The sequence below is a fragment of the Corynebacterium sp. c7Ub_26 genome, assembly GCF_053760365.1.
In genome coordinates this window covers 97,895-114,034 of sequence record NZ_JBSNBL010000003.1, presented here as the reverse complement: position 1 = coordinate 114,034, position 16,140 = coordinate 97,895, and the positions used below count along the sequence as shown (strand labels likewise).

Here is a 16,140-nt window from a genome sequence, read left to right as displayed (position 1 = left end):
GGCACTACGGGGTGTCCGGTTCTTGGGTGTACGCGGTGCCGTCGATCCAGGGGAAAACGAGGTAGTTATAGACACTGGCTACGACGAAGGCGATGATGCCCAGGAACGTTCCCTGCATGGGGATAACGGGGAGGATCATGAGGGCTAGCCAGTCGGGGAAAAGGGGTATGAGCCGTCGGACTGTGGTCCGGTATTCCCCGTATCGGTTCATGTAGGCGGCGCTCACGTCGCGTCGGTACGGGTGAATAGTGATGAAAAGTAGCCCAGCTCCTGCGAGGACGATGAGCAGGATGACTTTAAGCAGCGGCGCGATAGCGAACCCCATGACTCCCACGGCTCCACCGAGGAGAAGCGACGCGATAGTTCGTACCAGATTCGGCGTCGAGACCGTGGTGATGTACTCGGATTCAGATAGTTCGTGGTCGGATGTTTCACGGTTGTTGTCGCGGTGAGTGTCGTAGTTAGTCATATGTTTCAGGGTAGTTGTTTGACGATCAGTAGCGGCTAGTGCGCCTAGGTCTGGGGAACTGACCAGGCGTTTTCTTTGTGTGTGGGGGCGTGTGGGGTGCGTTGTGTGCCCCTCTAGACTTTTTATATCGAACATGTGTACGATACTTCCACGAGTTTTCGATTTTTATGTCCGGGTGGATCGGTACAACTGTTCATAGCTCCTTCGGTTTGAAGGTGCGATGAGTATGAAGTATAGCCGACGCTCAACGAAGAAGAAGGTGGACGATAGTGGCTTATTTTTATGGGTACGTACATTCTAAAAATCGTATATCGTCCACTCTGCGAACGATGTGGATGGAGTGGTTGTCTCTCTTTTTGTCACCTCGTGGTCTTATGTATGAGCAGGTGAAAAGCCATTTCTATCCCGCGCTGGGTGTGAGGGCTGATCAAAGATGACACAGGCGGGAGCTGGTGCAGTAGCTACGGACCTTACTGCACTTTCGAATGATGAAAAGGTGGAGATCCTTCGCTCGCGCATGGCGCATCTGGTGTCGGTCCCTGACTATCCTCAAGTCAAGGAATCCGACTCTTTGCCGCATCCTGGTGAACGACGTTCATATCCTGAGGAAAAAGAATCGTTCGAACGTTCGATGCTGGAAGTTCTCTCTCTGCAGGGGCCTTTAGGGGAGCTGACATCGCTGGGCGGTCTTCCTCGTGGCGCGGCAACATCGATTGCGGATTGCCCGACCGCGCTGGTGCACATCATTGCCCAGGTGACCGCTGCGGGAAAACACGTTGCTGTTATCGGATTGAGTGACCTCTTGTGGGCCGCAGTCTCAGATGCGGGCGGTGATTTATCGTTAGTCGCCGTGGTCGATTGTCCCGACGCTACTGGCGACGCGGATATCAACGCCCCCGATCCTCTCAGCGTGCTGGGTGTGCTGTGCGAGGGGATGGACCTCGTCATTTATTGCGGCCAAGGGCAAGCAAATGTGCCGCCATCATTGGCGCGGCCAGTGATGAGCCGTGTCCGCTCGTCTCGGTGTGCCCTTCTTGTCTGCGGTGTGCGGTGGCCTGGTGTTTCTTTGCGTATCGACGCCATCGTGAGCGCTTTTCGCGGTTTAGGCCGAGGTCGCGGACGTATTCGTGGCATGAGCGTGGATATGCGTGTGGAGGATCGGCATCGACCTCCCCAGCGAGGGCAGTGGCACATGGGTGTGGGGTCCTTCGCCCAACCGATACGCCACCACCGTCCGACGCAGACCCACCATTGGCGCAAGAGTGTGAAAGCTCTTGATCTGAACGCAGTGGAGGCCGCAGGATGACACCGGATAACTCTATTGATGCAAGTCAGTGCGCAGATGATCCTCATCGTGAGCAGTCAGGCGTGCCCATGGATGAGCGAACAATAGTCCTCTGGGTTCCAGATTTCCCTCTCTATGCTGCCCGCTGTGACAACGAGGTTCCGGACGGGCCGCTGGCGTTAGTGGACCAGCATGGTGTGTATGTATGTGACCGCCAGGCGCGGCATGTAGGAGTCCGACGCGGCATGAAACGCAGACAAGCTCAGTCGTTATGCCCGACGATGCACATCATGCCCGCCGACGACGACCGTGATGCCAGATATTTTGAAGACTTTGTTGCCGACGTCGATTCCATTTCCGCTGGTATCGAGCTTTTGCGTCCCGGGCTCATTGCTGTGAAGTCAGCACCGCTGGTGAAATACTACGGCTCAGAAGAGCGTGCGATCACCATGGTTCTTGATGCGGTCGCTCGGCCGGGAGTGGACGTTATCGCCGGAGCTGCAGGAACACTACCTACTGCGGTATTCGCTGCTCGTCGGGGGATGACTATCCCGGAGGGACACGATGCAGATTTCTTGGCCGGGCTACCTGTACGAACATTGTGCGAGGACAAAGCATTAGGCCAACCCCAAGAACTGGTGGACACCCTCGAGAAAATGGGCATAACACGCATGAAGGACTGGGCGGGTCTATCGCGGCGAGATGTGTCATCTCGTTTTGGGGCAGAGGGCTTGTGGTGGTGGTCTATCGCCCGTGGTGCTCCATCGCGACGACTAACTCCCCAAGAAAACACCAGTGACCTGGCCATTACGCATCATTGCGATTCGCCCGAGTCCCGCTCCGATACGGTCGCGTTTATTGGTCGTCGTCTAGCGGCAGATCTTCACGATCAACTCTCCGATAGAGGGCAGATATGTTTGCGCGTCGCTATACGGGCACTTATTCGCACCCCCGATGGGGATCAAGAATTGGAACGAGTGTGGCGGTGCACGGACCAGCTCACCGAGCACGCCATAGCCCAGCGAGTGCGGTGGCAACTGGAGGGGTGGCTTCACCGTTTTGTGTCGCGTGCTGCTGCCACCGTCGGGCAATCTGACCATGAATCGGGTGCGTCCGATAACGCTGGGGTGCCCGATAGCGTCGAGGTCGATGCAACCCCGGTCGGTGTGGGCGCATGCGAACTCACCCTTGACCCCATTGAAACGACAAGCAGCTCCATGCGTGGTTTATGGTGTGCCAAGGAAGACCATGCTGCCCATGCCGCATTAGCTCGGGTGCAGACAATGCTGGGGCCAGACAGAGTATGCACTCCCGTGCTGAAAGGTGGGCGTGGCCCTGAGGACCGCATTGCTCTTGTCCCCGTGGGTGAATCCGCCCCCGATCTTCCGAGCAGCACGTATTCGTGGCCAGGTCAATTTCCAGCCCCCATTCCAGTCACCAAACGCGTCGAGCGTGGGCCTAGTGCTGCACACCCTGCGAGTGGAGTCTCTCTTCTCGACGAAGACGGCCACGACATTATCGTGACAGGACGCTCACTACTCAGTGCCCAGCCAGCCTGTGTGGCATGGGGAACTAAGCGCTATGACATCACAGGCTGGTCCGGACCCTGGCCCGTCGATGAACAATGGTGGGCACAAGGACGTCGCTTCGCACGCCTACAAGTGACCACAAACCAACCCAGCGGGTTGCTACTCATCTGCAGAGGAAAGAAGTGGCGAATTGAAGGTGTATATCGGTGAACCACGCAGTACGCGGGTACCCTCATGCTCTATGACCACCAAGGAAGGGCACATGGAGGAACAAGCCACGCAAGAAAACGCAGCGGAGCAAATAAGTGCACAGCGCGCGAGTTCAGCCCGTCAGGGTGTTGAGGCCAACCAGGCTGACGAGGCGTGGAAAACTATGCGATGCTCAGACTTTGGCAACGAAGCTCTCCCCGGCACGGCCAAATCCATGAGGCTTTTCCTGGCGGTTGAATATCTCAAAGGGTGGGGCCGGGACATTATGGATGACGATGTCTTGGGAGACCTCACCGCGCCCCTCAAGAAAGTCCTTAAAGACAATGGCGCATCAATGCAGTTCATCAGAAAACCCGGCAGAGCTGGGCAATTCCGCGACGAAAGAAAACTCTATATAGCCAGAACAGACCAAGGCACCTGCTTTACCACGCGCATCTCCGGCGTCGAAGACCTCCTGCACCTGGATATCCAAGCCCTTGCCGACGGCACATGGGGGAGAAGCGAACTTCCCGCCCGGCCCGTTGAACGCGTTAACCACCCGATCATGCTTGTCTGCACGCATGGGAAAAGGGACCGCTGTTGTGCAATTAAAGGACGACCCCTCGCAGCGGGGATGCAGACGTGCTTCTTCGGTGATGAAGTGTGGGAGACATCGCACTCCAAAGGACACCGCTTTGCGCCCACCATGATCCTGCTGCCCTGGGGATACTCCTACGGGCGGATTCCCACAGGTCAAGCCATCGACGCTGTGAAAACAAATGCGCAAGGACACATGTACCTCACCGGCTTGCGTGGTCGCGGATGCTGGGATGCGCCAGGACAAACCGCCGAAATCGCCGTCGCGCAAAAACTCGGAGCGCACACAGTTCCCGTCGGCAGTCTCGTCGTCAAAGAAACGACAGAACAGGAACAAGAAAGAGCAGAAAAAGAAATAGCGGCCCACGACCGCACATCGTCCAGAACCAATTCCGACGACCACCACCCAAAAACAGCGTGGCGAACCGTCGAAACATCACGTGGAGACACGTGGGTTGTTCACCTGGAGCAGGTGTCCGCTGGAGACGTCATGGCTTCGTGTGGAAAACCCCCGAAACATGGAAAAACCTGGGTGGCACACCATGTCACCCAGGTCTAGATCCTCGCGCTAAGCGCTATCGGCGCATGACCAGCCGCGCGAGCGTGTTACCAATCAACTGGGCGAATTGCACCAGCACGATGATAATCACCGTCGCCACCAAAGTGACGTTCCAGTCGAACGCACGGTAACCATAGGTGATGGCGAAGTCACCCAAACCGCCACCGCCGATGTAGCCAGCCATCGCGGACATATCGACAATCGCGATAAAGATGAACGTGTAACCCAAAATCAACGGGCCCAAAGCCTCACGGATCACCACGCTCCACAAAATCTTCAGAGGCGACGCACCCATCGCACGGGCAGCCTCAACAACGCCAGGATCAACACTCACCAGGTTCTGCTCCACAATGCGGGCCACCGCAAACGTTGCAGCAATCACCATGACGAACGTAGCCGCCTCCGTGCCGATCGTCGTCCCCATCACAGCCTTCGTCAGAGGACCAGCCGCCGCAATCAAAATGATGAACGGTATCGGGCGAATAATGTTCACCAAAATATTCAGCGTCCAGTACAAAGGCTTATTAGCCAACACACCAGACGACCTCGACGCATACAGCAACACGCCGATGATCAGGCCAAACAAGCCACCCAGAAGGATCGTCCACCCGACCATCCACAGCGTCGTCCAAAACGCTGTGACCATCGTGGGCTTCAGATTGTCCCAGTCCGTCGTCCCCGCGGCAAGAACGAGATCGCGCGCCACGGCGCTGTGAGCCACAGCATTGTGAATTGATGCGCCCACGCCAGCCAGGGCGTCGGCAGTATGTAACGCTACGCTGACCATTAGTTGATCTCCTCACACTCGGTTAACTCGGCAAGACGGGCAACAACATCCTTGACGCCGTCCTCTGGCCCGGTCAGCTTCACTGTCAACCGTCCAAACGAATGCTCCTGGATATTATTCACAGCCCCATGCACAAACCCGACGGTCACATTCCGCTCGGTAGCCAGGGCAAACGCCGAACTCAAGTCGCGCGCATCGTCGACACGAACCGTGATCAGCCGCTCACGCGGATTATCGGCAACTTCCGTAAGCAGTGAATCACGCTCGCGGCCCTCCGGAGTATCGCGAAGAGCAGTCGCGACGAACCGCTTGGTCACTTCCTCACGAGGGTGCGAGAAAATCTCGTGCACCGGCCCATATTCGACGACCTTGCCCTTTTCCATCACGGCCACGCGGTCCGCAATCGAACGAACAACTTCCATTTCGTGAGTAATCACAACGATGGTGATCCCGAGCTCACGGTTCACCTTGTGCAGCAAATCCAGAACATCTTGAGTTGTTTCCGGATCCAGTGCCGACGTGGCCTCGTCGGCAAGAAGAAGCGAAGGATCGGTTGCCAACGAACGAGCAATGCCCACACGCTGCTTCTGCCCGCCCGAGAGCTGGTCAGGGTAGTTTTTGCCCTTATCGCTCAGCCCGACGAAGTCGAGCAATTCCTTCACGCGCTTCGAGCGCTGAGACCGCGGCACCTTGGCCAGCGCGAGGGGGTACGCCACATTCGCGGCGGCCGTGCGGGAATTCATCAGGTTGAACTGCTGGAAAATCATGCCGATGTTCTTGCGCAGGCCACGCAGTTTCCGCTCCGGCAGATCGGTGATCGTGGTGCTACCCAGCGTGACCGACCCCGAGGTGGGTCGATCCAAACCGTTAATCATGCGAACCAGCGTGGATTTACCCGCGCCGGAATACCCGATCACACCCAGGATCTCGCCCGGCTCTACGGTGAGCGAAATCCCGTTGAGCGCGTGAGTGTCCCGTTTGCCCTGCTTGAACGTCTTGGTGACATCGCGGAACTCCACGCGGGTGCCGTGATCTGTCGGGCGGTCATCAAAAGTGAGTGTGGAGCTGCCGGAAGTCGGCTGGGTGGAAGTTGGCTGGGTGGAATTCTCTGTGGGAATCGATGCCATTAGGATTCCTCCCGTGTTTTCTTTTCAGTATCTTTCAAAATATCCTCTAGCTCGTTAGCGGGGAGATCAACAGATACGGACGTATCCTTGGTGTCCTCCGCATTCGCCTTTTGCACGGCGTCGCTGTGCCACACTTTCACCAATTTCTTGATGTTTTCGTCATTCTTTTTTTCGGGACGAGTGGCGAAAACATTGATATATGGCTTTGCATTATCGGCTTTGGGATCATCAGCGGCGATGGCCGTCTTCGGGTCAATTCCCGCACGTTGAAGATACGTGTTATTGACGACGGCGGGCGTTCCCTCACCCCATGCAGTAGCCGTTTGAGCAGCGTCGACAGGGGTCACGCTGACCTTCGACTGCGATTGATCGATGTCCGCTGGCGTGGGGTTCAAAAGGTCCGTTTTCTTCAGCGTCACCAAGTGCTGTGCTTCGAGAAGGTTAATAGCGCGACCCTGGTTAGTGCTGTCATTCGGAATAGCGATTGACGTTCCGTCTTTAAGATCATTAATGTCTGTATGACCCTTATAGAACAAAGCGAGCGGAACAATTTCTGTCGAACCAACGGGAACGAGATCCGAATTAGATTCGACGTTATACGATGCCAAGAATTTAATGTGCTGGAATAAGTTCACATCCAGCACGCCCTCGCTGAGTGCGGTGTTTGGCGTGTTGTAATCCGAGAAATCCTGGACATCCAAGTGGACGCCTTCTTTCTCAGCTTCTTGACGGAAAACTGTCCATGCCGTTTTCGACGAATCGGTCGTACCAATGGTCACGGTGTTAGATCCACCGCCGCTTTCTCCCGGTGGATGGCACGCGGTGAGGCCGGTCAGTGTGAGCCCGGACGCCAGGATGAGCGCGCTGAGACGCCGTAATGATGTGACCATGATGGTTATGTCCCTTCATTCATGTGGTTGTCGTGATGATGTGTAATTGTTCGTGCGAGTCTCTAAAGCGCTGCGCCCTCACGTGAGGCCACAGCGGTGAGGCCAGACAAGGCTGGCCATGCTCGGACGGTGGAGATGAGCTCACGTGAACCGATACCCCAACGGCCAAAATCATAGACCAAGCTGTCTAATTGTCGAGACTCATTCTGCCCTCTTGTGAAGAGATATAAAAATTTGGTTCTAACAGGCGAGGTAACAAGCCATGTTGCAACGGAAATATGACGGAAGTAGGTCGGGATAGGGTTGGGACGTAGAAAGGGTGCAGAGTGCGGGGTGAAGAGTTGACAGTGAGTGAAAATAGGGCGCCACCAGGCACTGCCTTGGTTGTGGCAAATGATACTAGCGATAATCGAACACGCGTACTAATCTATCGCTATGGATTGGGTGACGGCTCGAGGTTCAATGAATGGCGGACCACTGTCGTGGTCGCGGCTGGAGCGTATCTTATCAGGAATAGATACGGAGCCAATTACTTCCTCGGAAACCTCGCAAAATGCCACGTCATCGGGCTTTTTCCCGACGCGCGCGGGTACGGCGACGATGGTATCTCATCAGGACGAGAGCCCTAGTGTTGGAGTTAACCAACGCGATCATATTCCCTTCGCTGAACTGCACGCATGTTCGGCATACTCTTTTCTCCGCGGCGCGTCGTCGCCAGCAGAGATGGTGGATTCAGCTGCTGAATTAGGCCTCGAAGCGCTCGCGTTGGTGGATCGTGATGGAGTATATGGCGCTGTTCAGTTCGCGGAGGCTGCCGCCGATTCCGGAATCGCCACCATCTTCGGCGCGGAGCTGACATTGACGCCGTCTGTTTCCTCACCCCAGGCTGCGTCGGCGTCCGCAGCCTCGTCATCGTCGGCGTCGCCCTTGTCGCAGAGTTCGGTTTATTCGTCCCAGCCTGCGTCGTCGAAAAACGAAAGAATTTTAACGGTGCTTTGTCGTGGAGCGGAGGGCTATCGACGTCTCTCGCGCGTAATTTCCGACGCCCACATGTGTACCGGCGAGAAGAATGAGGTGCGTTATCCGCCTATTGACGAGCTGGCCCGGCGCGGTGGTGACCACTGGATCATTCTGGCGGACTATTCATGGACGCCTCACCTTGATGAGTTGGTGGAGCATTTTCCTCAGGTTGTTGTGGAGCTCGACCGGCTGCTCGTGCCCGATGATGCCGACCGTCATGAAGAACAATTGGAGGCCGCTGAACAGCTGGGTCTAGCGGCGGTGTATTCCTCCGCGGCCACCGCGGCGCGGCCCAAAAGTGGGCGTCTAGCTGGGGCGAAAACAGCGCTGAGGTATCGGAAGGACGTCGAGGATGCGGAGCCGTACACGCACCCCATCGGCGGAACATATTTGCGCAGTGGGGCCGAAATGTTCGACGCCGAGTATCCGGAGCTCACGGCGAACACGCTTGCCGTTGCCCGTGACTGTGCCTTCACGCTGACCACCATTGCGCCGGAGCTTCCTGATTGGCCGGTCCCGGAAGGATATACCGAAATCACCTGGCTCGAGCACATGGTGGAGGAGCGCGGCGCTGTGCGTTATGGCTCGCGGGAGGATAATCACGCAGCGTGGGCGCAAATTGATCACGAGCTCAACGTGATTGGGAGCTTGAATTTTCCGGGGTACTTCCTCATCGTGACGGATCTGGTCGACTTTTGCCGCCGGGCCAATATCCTGGCGCAGGGGAGAGGTTCGTCGGCTAACTCGGCGGTGTGCTTTGCCCTTGGAATTACCAATGTGGATCCCGTTGCCGCCGATCTTCTCTTCGAGCGCTTCCTCAGCCCGGAAAGGGAAGGCCCGCCGGATATTGATCTGGACATTGAGTCGGGCCGTCGGGAAGAAGTTATCCAGTATTGCTATAACAAATATGGCAGAGAAAACGCTGCTCAGGTGGCTAATGTCATTACATACCGACGACGGGGTGCCCTCCGCGATGCAGCCCGCGCTTTGGGGTATTCGCCCGGCCGTATCGACGCATGGGTGCGTGGCCTCGACGACGCCCCCAACGATGTAGCCACCCTTGCCGAGCAACTCCGCGGGCAACCCCGCCACCTGGGCATCCACTCGGGCGGAATGGTGATCTGTGACCGCCCCATTGCCGACGTCGTCCCCGTCGAATGGGCACGAATGGAGAACCGCTCCATCATCCAGTGGGACAAAGACGACGCAGCTAGCGGAGGTCTCGTCAAATTCGATCTCCTCGGGCTCGGCATGTTGGAAGCCATCCATCACGCCATCGACCAGGTCCGCGACCACCGCGGACGAACAGTGAATCTGTGGCAACTAGGGCTCGATGACCCCGAGGTGTATGCCATGCTCGCCCGCGCCGACGCTGTGGGCGTATTCCAAGTGGAATCCCGTGCCCAAATGTCCGCGCTGCCCAGGCTCAAGCCACGCGAGTTCTACGACCTCGTTGTCCAAGTTGCCCTCATTCGCCCAGGGCCCATCCAAGGCGGGTCGGTCCACCCCTACATTCGACGTCGAAACGGTGAAGAAGAAGTCACTTTTGACCACCCCTGCCTCAAGGACGCGCTATCAAAAACGCTGGGTGTTCCGCTGTTTCAGGAACAGGTCATGAGGGTCGCTGTTGACGCCGCAGGATTCACGCCCGTCGAGGCCGACGCACTCCGGCGTGCCATGGGGTCGAAGCGCTCTGCCAAGAAAATGGAGCAGCTCCACGCACGCTTTGCCCGTGGCTGCCTCGAGAAGCACGGCATGGATGAAGCCACCATCGCCACGCTGTGGAAGAAAATCATCGCCTTCGCCGCCTACGGATTCCCCGAATCCCACGCACAATCCTTCGCGTCGATCGTCTACTTCTCCGCGTGGTTCAAGCGCTACTACCCGGCGGAATTCTGCGTCGCCCTCCTCCGCGCCCAGCCCATGGGGTTTTACTCCCCACAGTCGCTCATTGCCGACGCCCGACGCCACGGCGTCGACATCCTCCCCATCGACGTCAACCACTCCGACGTGGAGGCCACCGCCATCGACAACCCTGGTCTGGAACCCGGCGCCGCCAACAGCCTGAGACTAGGCCTCGGCGCTGTGAAGGGGCTCGGCGCCCGTGGGGCGAAAGCTGTCGTTCAGGCGCGCCACGACGGCGGCCCCTTTACGCGAATTGCGGATCTGTCGCGCCGGGCGGGAATCAGCGTGTCCCAGGTGGAGGCGCTTGCCACCGCCGGTGCGCTCCGCAGCATGGGGATTGACCGGCGCGAAGGCCTGTGGGCTGCAGGAATTGCGGCCCATGAACGGCCCGGCATGCTCCCCGGGATGAGTGAAATCTCGATACCGTCCCTACCGGGGATGAGCGCGTTTGAATTCGCCGCGGCTGACATAGCGTCGACGGGCATCACAGCCGATATCCACCCCGTCGAACTGCTCAGAAAACACCTGGACAATGCCGGAATCGTATCCATTAGACAGCTGGCATCGTGCGAAGACTCCACCCGAGTGACCGTCGCGGGGACAGTCACACACCGCCAGCGGCCAGGAACCGCAGGAGGAGTGGTTTTCCTCGGCCTAGAAGATGAAACGGGCCTTGCGAACATCACAGTGTCCCCCGGGTGCTGGACGCGCTACAGAACGGTGGCCCAAACATCACGCATGGTCGCTATACGGGGAATCGTCCACAACGCAGCCGGGGCCGTCGCCGTCGTGGCCGACCGCATCGACTCTCTGGACACCTCACTGGGAGGAGCCGCCCTTGCCGGACCATCACGAGATTTCCGGTAACGACCTATACGCCCCGGGCAAGCACTACTACGCCCACCTATACGCCCTGGTAACCAAGCTGCCGCCACGCTTCATAAGCACCCACCGCCGCAGCGTTCGACAAATTCATCGACCGGCGCCCAGGAAGCATAGGAATCCGCACACGGCTCGTAATCCGAGGATCAGCCAACGCCTCAGCGCTCAAGCCGGTCGGTTCGCAACCGAAAAGGAGCACATCGCCCCACTGGTAGGACACAGTGTCCACGCGCACCGACGTATGCGACGTGAACGCATACACCTTCGGCCCATCCGGCGCCCCCGCGCCCAGCGTCGTTAAACACTCGTCCAAACTGGGGTGAATAGTCACATCCACCAAGTCGTGATAGTCCAGCCCGGCCCGTCGTAAATTCTTTTCCTCCAAATTGAACCCCAACGGTTCGCACAAATGCAGATGCGCCCCCACACCTGCACACATGCGGATCGCATTGCCAGTGTTCGGAGGTATCACCGGCTGGTCAAACACAACATGAAGAGGAGGGTTGGGGTTGCGGATCGTATCCTCGCCCAGCGCACGCGCTATCCCATGGGCCCGATCATGCACCGACTTAAGATCGCGCACCGAATTCACATCAGCTTCACTCATCACGGATTACCGTACTCACCCTCAATCCACTGATTTCCGCTGCTACTGCGCCGAGCTCGCTAACGTGCTCAGTGCGCTTAGCTAGCCGTAGCGCCACCGTCGATAGACAAGCTAGAGCCGGTAATCAGGCGCGCATAGTCGGAGCACAACCAAATAATCTGTGCAGCGACCTCATCCACCGTGGCCATTTCCTTGATCGAATTACGGTTCAGCAGCACTTTCTCTACGACTTCGTCTTCTGGGAGCCAATGGAGCGCAGCCTGCTGCCGGATCTGCTTCTGAACCTGTGCAGTCCTCGTAAAACCGGGGTTCACACAGTTCGCCGTCACACCGTGAGGCCCACCCTCAATTGCCGTGACCTTCGTCAAACCCTCCAGGCCATGCACCGCCGACGTGTAGGCCACGCGCCCCTCCGACCCGCGGAGCCCATGCACGCTACACACATTCACAATGCGCCCCCACTCTTCCTCGTACATGTGGGGGAGTGCCGCCCGCGTCAGCAAAAATGGGGCCGTCAACATGGTGTCGATAATCCGATCCCAGTCCGCTGGTTCGTAATCCTCAATATGGGCAATCACCTGCGACCCTGCACAGTTGACCAAAATATCGCAATCTAGCGTCATCTCCGCCAGGAGCTCATGGTCGCGCAAATCCACATCCCACACTTCCGCGGAACCACCGAGCTCATGGATATCGTCCACCGCTCCATCGGTATCCTGACCAATTAAATCAGCGACGATGACGTGCGCACCCGACGCCGCCAAAGCCCGCGCCGCAGCCGCACCAATCCCGCCGGCACCCCCAGTGACGACGGCGGTACGGCCACTTAAATCGACAGAAATAAAACCATGCGGTTCAGTTTCGACGACACTCTGGCCGGCGTTTGATTTCACATTCAACGATGATGCGGTGACGCTCTGGTCCTGCCGTGCGCCCGTGGTGTCGGTGGTATTCGCGGTGGCCTCGGCGCGGTCGAATTGTGATCCTTGCATCTCGTTCGTCGAGGAGGTCGAGGTAGAAGCGCTATCGGTGCCTGCCGGGTTATCCGAGCCCTCTGCGCCGCCGGAGTCTCCTAAGCCCTCCGAGTCGTCGGGACGAGGCGAAGCCGATTTCTTCCGAATCATGATGATGTGTCTCCCACATGGTGTTGTCGATTAATAATTGTGTGCGCCGGAGCGCGATCGTTATGTTGGGCTACTTTAGCCAGCGCCGGGGAACCCCGCAGCCGCCGTCGCGGTGAGTTCGGGCGGGGGATGCCGCCGATCGTGCGATTTTGGGCCTCATATGGCTATGTTCGCTCCCGGCGTACGCACGTCTGAACAACCGTCGACAATGCCTTTGAACTGCATAAATAGCGGTGTGGCAGTATGTCTGATGTCCCGATTTTGACGTTTTCGGGCAAGTAATCTCCTCCAAGGGGAAGTTCATGTCCGGCCCAGCCGTTACAGTGGTGTGAAACCATAAGTCGCTGGTGTGTCTGCAATCCAGTTCGGTGGGCATCCACCGTTCCGGAGAAAAGACCCCAACGGCCGGATAACGCTTATTTTTCAATGCGAAGGACAGTACATGTTTGAGAGGTTTACCGACCGCGCCCGTCGTGTGGTTGTGTTAGCTCAGGAAGAAGCTAGGGCATTAAATCACAATTACATCGGTACAGAGCACATTCTGCTCGGCCTCATCCGCGAGGGTGAAGGCGTTGCTGCCAAAGCTCTCGAGTCGATGGGAATTTCCCGCGAAGCTGTCCGCAGCGAAGTAGAAGACATCATTGGCAAGGGATCACAGCCGCCCAGCGGTTACATCCCCTTTACCCCGCGCGCGAAGAAAGTCCTGGAACTTTCCCTGCGTGAGGCACTGCAGTTAGGCCACAAGTACATCGGTACAGAGCACATTCTGCTTGGCCTCATCCGCGAGGGTGAAGGCGTTGCTGCCCAGGTGCTCGTGAAATTAGGGGCAGATCTCCCGCGCGTCCGCCAGCAAGTTATCCAGCTGCTGTCGGGCTACGAAGGCCAAGGCGATGAATCTCAGGAGCCTGGAACGAGCGAGCCTGCCGGAGCTGGCGTCGGTTCGGCCACGTTAGGGCGTTCGTCCAATAACGAGTCCGGGCGCAAGTCTAATTCGCTGGTCCTTGACCAGTTCGGCCGGAACCTCACCCAGGCTGCGAAGGACGGCAAACTCGACCCGGTCGTCGGCCGTGAAAAAGAGATCGAGCGCATTATGCAGGTCCTCAGCCGCCGGACCAAGAACAACCCGGTCCTGATCGGCGAGCCCGGTGTTGGTAAAACCGCCGTCGTCGAGGGGCTTGCTCTGGACATTGTCAATGGCAAGGTTCCGGAGATTTTGAAGGACAAGCAGCTGTACTCCCTGGATATGGGCTCACTTGTTGCTGGTTCTCGGTACCGCGGTGACTTCGAGGAGCGCCTGAAGAAGGTCCTTAAGGAAATTAACCAGCGTGGCGACATCATCCTCTTTATCGACGAGATCCACACCATTGTTGGTGCGGGCGCCGCCGAAGGTGCCATCGACGCTGCGTCGCTGTTGAAGCCGAAGCTGGCTCGCGGTGAGCTCCAGACCATCGGTGCCACGACGTTGGATGAGTACCGGAAGCACATCGAAAAAGATGCTGCTCTGGAGCGTCGTTTCCAGCCTGTTCAGGTTCCGGAGCCGTCCGTCGAGCTGTCGGTGGAGATCTTGAAGGGCCTGCTCCCGAAGTATGAGGCACACCACCATGTGTCGATTACCGACGCTGCCCTCGTCGCAGCTGCGTCGCTGTCTGACCGCTATATCAACGATCGTTTCTTGCCAGATAAGGCCGTTGACCTTATCGACGAGGCCGGCGCACGGATGCGCATCAAGCGGATGACGGCGCCGGAGTCCCTCCGCAAGGTCGACGAGAAAATCGCGAAAATCCGTAAGCAAAAAGAAGCGGCTATCGACGACCAGGATTTCGAAAAAGCCGCTGGCCTGCGAGATCAGGAGCGGAAGCTCGGCGAAGAACGTGAGGAGAAAGAACGCCAGTGGCGTTCGGGCGAACTGGAAGACGTTGCCGAAGTCGGTGAAGAGCAGATCGCTGAGGTCCTGGCTAACTGGACTGGTATCCCCGTGTTCAAGCTCACCGAGGAAGAATCCGACCGGTTGCTGCACATGGAGGAAGAGCTCCACAAGCGCATCATCGGTCAGGAAGACGCAGTCAAGTCCGTCTCCCGCGCTATTCGACGCACCCGTGCGGGCCTGAAGGACCCGCGTCGTCCGTCCGGATCGTTCATCTTCGCCGGTCCGTCCGGCGTCGGAAAGACCGAGCTGTCGAAGGCGTTGGCGGAATTCCTCTTCGGCGAAGACGATGCCCTCATCCAGATCGACATGTCCGAGTTCCACGACAAGTTCACCGCGTCGCGGCTCTTCGGTGCACCTCCGGGGTACGTCGGCTACGAAGAGGGCGGCCAGCTGACCGAGAAGGTTCGCCGCAAGCCGTTCTCCGTGGTGCTCTTCGACGAGATTGAGAAGGCCAATAACGAGATTTACAACACCTTGTTGCAGGTCTTGGAAGATGGCCGGCTCACCGATGGTCAGGGTCGCGTGGTCGACTTCAAGAACACGGTTCTGATCTTCACCTCGAACCTGGGTACCGGAGACATTTCGAAGGCCGTGGGAATGGGCTTCTCTGGGGTCGGCGAGACCGACGAAGAGGGCCGCTATGAGCGGATGAAGTCGAAGGTCAACGATGAACTCAAGAAGCACTTTCGCCCCGAGTTCCTCAACCGTATCGACGATATCGTCGTGTTCCACCAGCTGACCCAGGATCAGATCATCCAGATGGTCGACCTGCTGGTGAACCGTGTGGGCATCGCGTTGCGCGCCAAAGACATGGATATCGAGCTGACCGACAAGGGCAAGAAGCTCCTTGCGAAGCGCGGATTCGATCCTGTTCTGGGCGCCCGCCCGCTGCGTCGCACCATCCAGCGCGAGATTGAGGATCAGCTTTCGGAGAAGATCCTCTACGGTGAAGTTGCCGCTGGGGAACTGGTCACCGTGGATGTTGAGAACTGGGACGGCGAAGGCAAGGGCGACGACGCCAAGTTCACGTTCTCCACGTCGACGAAGCCGGGTGCCGTGATGGGCGAGGGTGAGTCCAGCCTGGAGGAACGCAAGGAGGATGCGGACGATTCCTCCGCCGAGCCTGACCAGATCGTGCCGATGGAGTACTCCTCCAACGCCTCATCGTCAGGTAGTGGTCCCGACGCTGGTACCGCAGGCTCCGGATCCGGAGCCGCCCAGCCCGAATCTGAGTAGGCTGGGG

General features: G+C 58.0%; 11 protein-coding genes. 5 read left to right on the top strand and 6 right to left on the bottom strand.

The window, feature by feature from the left end:
• Nucleotides 1-4 precede the first annotated feature (4 nt).
• Nucleotides 5-469, bottom strand: a complete 465-nt coding sequence (locus ACWORE_RS06285) for a hypothetical protein (protein WP_052292322.1) — start codon at nucleotides 467-469, stop codon at nucleotides 5-7.
• Between the two features lie 433 nt (nucleotides 470-902).
• On the opposite strand from ACWORE_RS06285, the gene ACWORE_RS06280 reads away from it, so the two are divergent.
• Genes ACWORE_RS06280 through ACWORE_RS06270 form a run of 3 tightly spaced genes read left to right on the top strand, consistent with a single transcriptional unit; the run spans nucleotide 903 to nucleotide 4,628 of the window.
• On the top strand, nucleotides 903-1,775 hold the full coding sequence (locus tag ACWORE_RS06280) for a hypothetical protein (RefSeq protein WP_455303182.1): 873 nt from the start codon (nucleotides 903-905) through the stop codon (nucleotides 1,773-1,775).
• The gene (locus ACWORE_RS06275; RefSeq protein WP_455303181.1) at nucleotides 1,772-3,493 is read left to right on the top strand and encodes a Y-family DNA polymerase; all 1,722 of its coding nucleotides are present in this window, start codon (nucleotides 1,772-1,774) and stop codon (nucleotides 3,491-3,493) included. Before ACWORE_RS06280 ends, ACWORE_RS06275 begins: the two co-directional genes overlap by 4 nt.
• A 31-nt stretch (nucleotides 3,494-3,524) precedes the next feature.
• A complete protein-coding gene (locus ACWORE_RS06270) occupies nucleotides 3,525-4,628 on the top strand; it encodes a sucrase ferredoxin (protein WP_455303180.1) in 1,104 nt (367 codons plus the stop codon).
• Nucleotides 4,629-4,644: 16 nt separating this feature from the next.
• Here the strand turns inward: ACWORE_RS06270 and ACWORE_RS06265 are convergent, their stop codons facing one another.
• From ACWORE_RS06265 to ACWORE_RS06255, 3 genes are read right to left on the bottom strand one after another with little or no spacing between them, the layout of a single operon-like run.
• Complete coding sequence (locus ACWORE_RS06265; protein ID WP_406605543.1) at nucleotides 4,645-5,415, bottom strand: methionine ABC transporter permease; 771 nt, start codon at nucleotides 5,413-5,415, stop codon at nucleotides 4,645-4,647.
• On the bottom strand, nucleotides 5,415-6,542 hold the full coding sequence (locus ACWORE_RS06260; RefSeq protein ID WP_455303179.1) for a methionine ABC transporter ATP-binding protein: 1,128 nt from the start codon (nucleotides 6,540-6,542) through the stop codon (nucleotides 5,415-5,417). The genes ACWORE_RS06265 and ACWORE_RS06260 overlap by 1 nt, the downstream gene beginning before the upstream one ends.
• Nucleotides 6,542-7,432 (bottom strand): MetQ/NlpA family ABC transporter substrate-binding protein, encoded by an 891-nt coding sequence (locus tag ACWORE_RS06255; protein WP_296137218.1) that lies wholly within the window; start codon nucleotides 7,430-7,432, stop codon nucleotides 6,542-6,544. Before ACWORE_RS06255 ends, ACWORE_RS06260 begins: the two co-directional genes overlap by 1 nt.
• A 600-nt stretch (nucleotides 7,433-8,032) precedes the next feature.
• Between ACWORE_RS06255 and ACWORE_RS06250 the strand changes: the two genes are divergently transcribed.
• Entirely contained in the window at nucleotides 8,033-11,224 is a 3,192-nt protein-coding gene (locus ACWORE_RS06250; RefSeq protein ID WP_455303345.1) for an error-prone DNA polymerase, read from the top strand.
• Between the two features lie 37 nt (nucleotides 11,225-11,261).
• On the opposite strand, the gene ACWORE_RS06245 is transcribed toward ACWORE_RS06250, so the two are convergent.
• Both ACWORE_RS06245 and ACWORE_RS06240 read right to left on the bottom strand, forming a co-directional pair.
• Entirely contained in the window at nucleotides 11,262-11,849 is a 588-nt protein-coding gene (locus ACWORE_RS06245) for a tRNA (cytidine(34)-2'-O)-methyltransferase (RefSeq protein ID WP_455303178.1), read from the bottom strand.
• Nucleotides 11,850-11,923: 74 nt separating this feature from the next.
• Nucleotides 11,924-12,688, bottom strand: coding sequence for an SDR family NAD(P)-dependent oxidoreductase (locus tag ACWORE_RS06240; protein ID WP_455303343.1), 765 nt, complete (start codon nucleotides 12,686-12,688; stop codon nucleotides 11,924-11,926).
• A gap of 724 nt (nucleotides 12,689-13,412) precedes the next feature.
• Between ACWORE_RS06240 and ACWORE_RS06235 the strand changes: the two genes are divergently transcribed.
• The gene (locus tag ACWORE_RS06235) at nucleotides 13,413-16,133 is read left to right on the top strand and encodes an ATP-dependent Clp protease ATP-binding subunit (protein ID WP_455303177.1); all 2,721 of its coding nucleotides are present in this window, start codon (nucleotides 13,413-13,415) and stop codon (nucleotides 16,131-16,133) included.
• Nucleotides 16,134-16,140: the final 7 nt, after the last annotated feature.

What these genes read in the sequence shown, in the direction of transcription:
- ACWORE_RS06255 (WP_296137218.1), bottom strand. Translation starts at nt 7,432, where the DNA reads ATGGTCACATCATTACGGCGTCTCAGCGCGCTCATCCTGGCGTCCGGG.
- ACWORE_RS06280 (WP_455303182.1), top strand. Translation starts at nt 903, where the DNA reads ATGACACAGGCGGGAGCTGGTGCAGTAGCTACGGACCTTACTGCACTT.
- ACWORE_RS06235 (WP_455303177.1), top strand. Translation starts at nt 13,413, where the DNA reads ATGTTTGAGAGGTTTACCGACCGCGCCCGTCGTGTGGTTGTGTTAGCT.
- ACWORE_RS06285 (WP_052292322.1), bottom strand. Translation starts at nt 469, where the DNA reads ATGACTAACTACGACACTCACCGCGACAACAACCGTGAAACATCCGAC.
- ACWORE_RS06265 (WP_406605543.1), bottom strand. Translation starts at nt 5,415, where the DNA reads ATGGTCAGCGTAGCGTTACATACTGCCGACGCCCTGGCTGGCGTGGGC.
- ACWORE_RS06250 (WP_455303345.1), top strand. Translation starts at nt 8,033, where the DNA reads ATGGTATCTCATCAGGACGAGAGCCCTAGTGTTGGAGTTAACCAACGC.
- ACWORE_RS06275 (WP_455303181.1), top strand. Translation starts at nt 1,772, where the DNA reads ATGACACCGGATAACTCTATTGATGCAAGTCAGTGCGCAGATGATCCT.
- ACWORE_RS06270 (WP_455303180.1), top strand. Translation starts at nt 3,525, where the DNA reads ATGACCACCAAGGAAGGGCACATGGAGGAACAAGCCACGCAAGAAAAC.
- ACWORE_RS06260 (WP_455303179.1), bottom strand. Translation starts at nt 6,542, where the DNA reads ATGGCATCGATTCCCACAGAGAATTCCACCCAGCCAACTTCCACCCAG.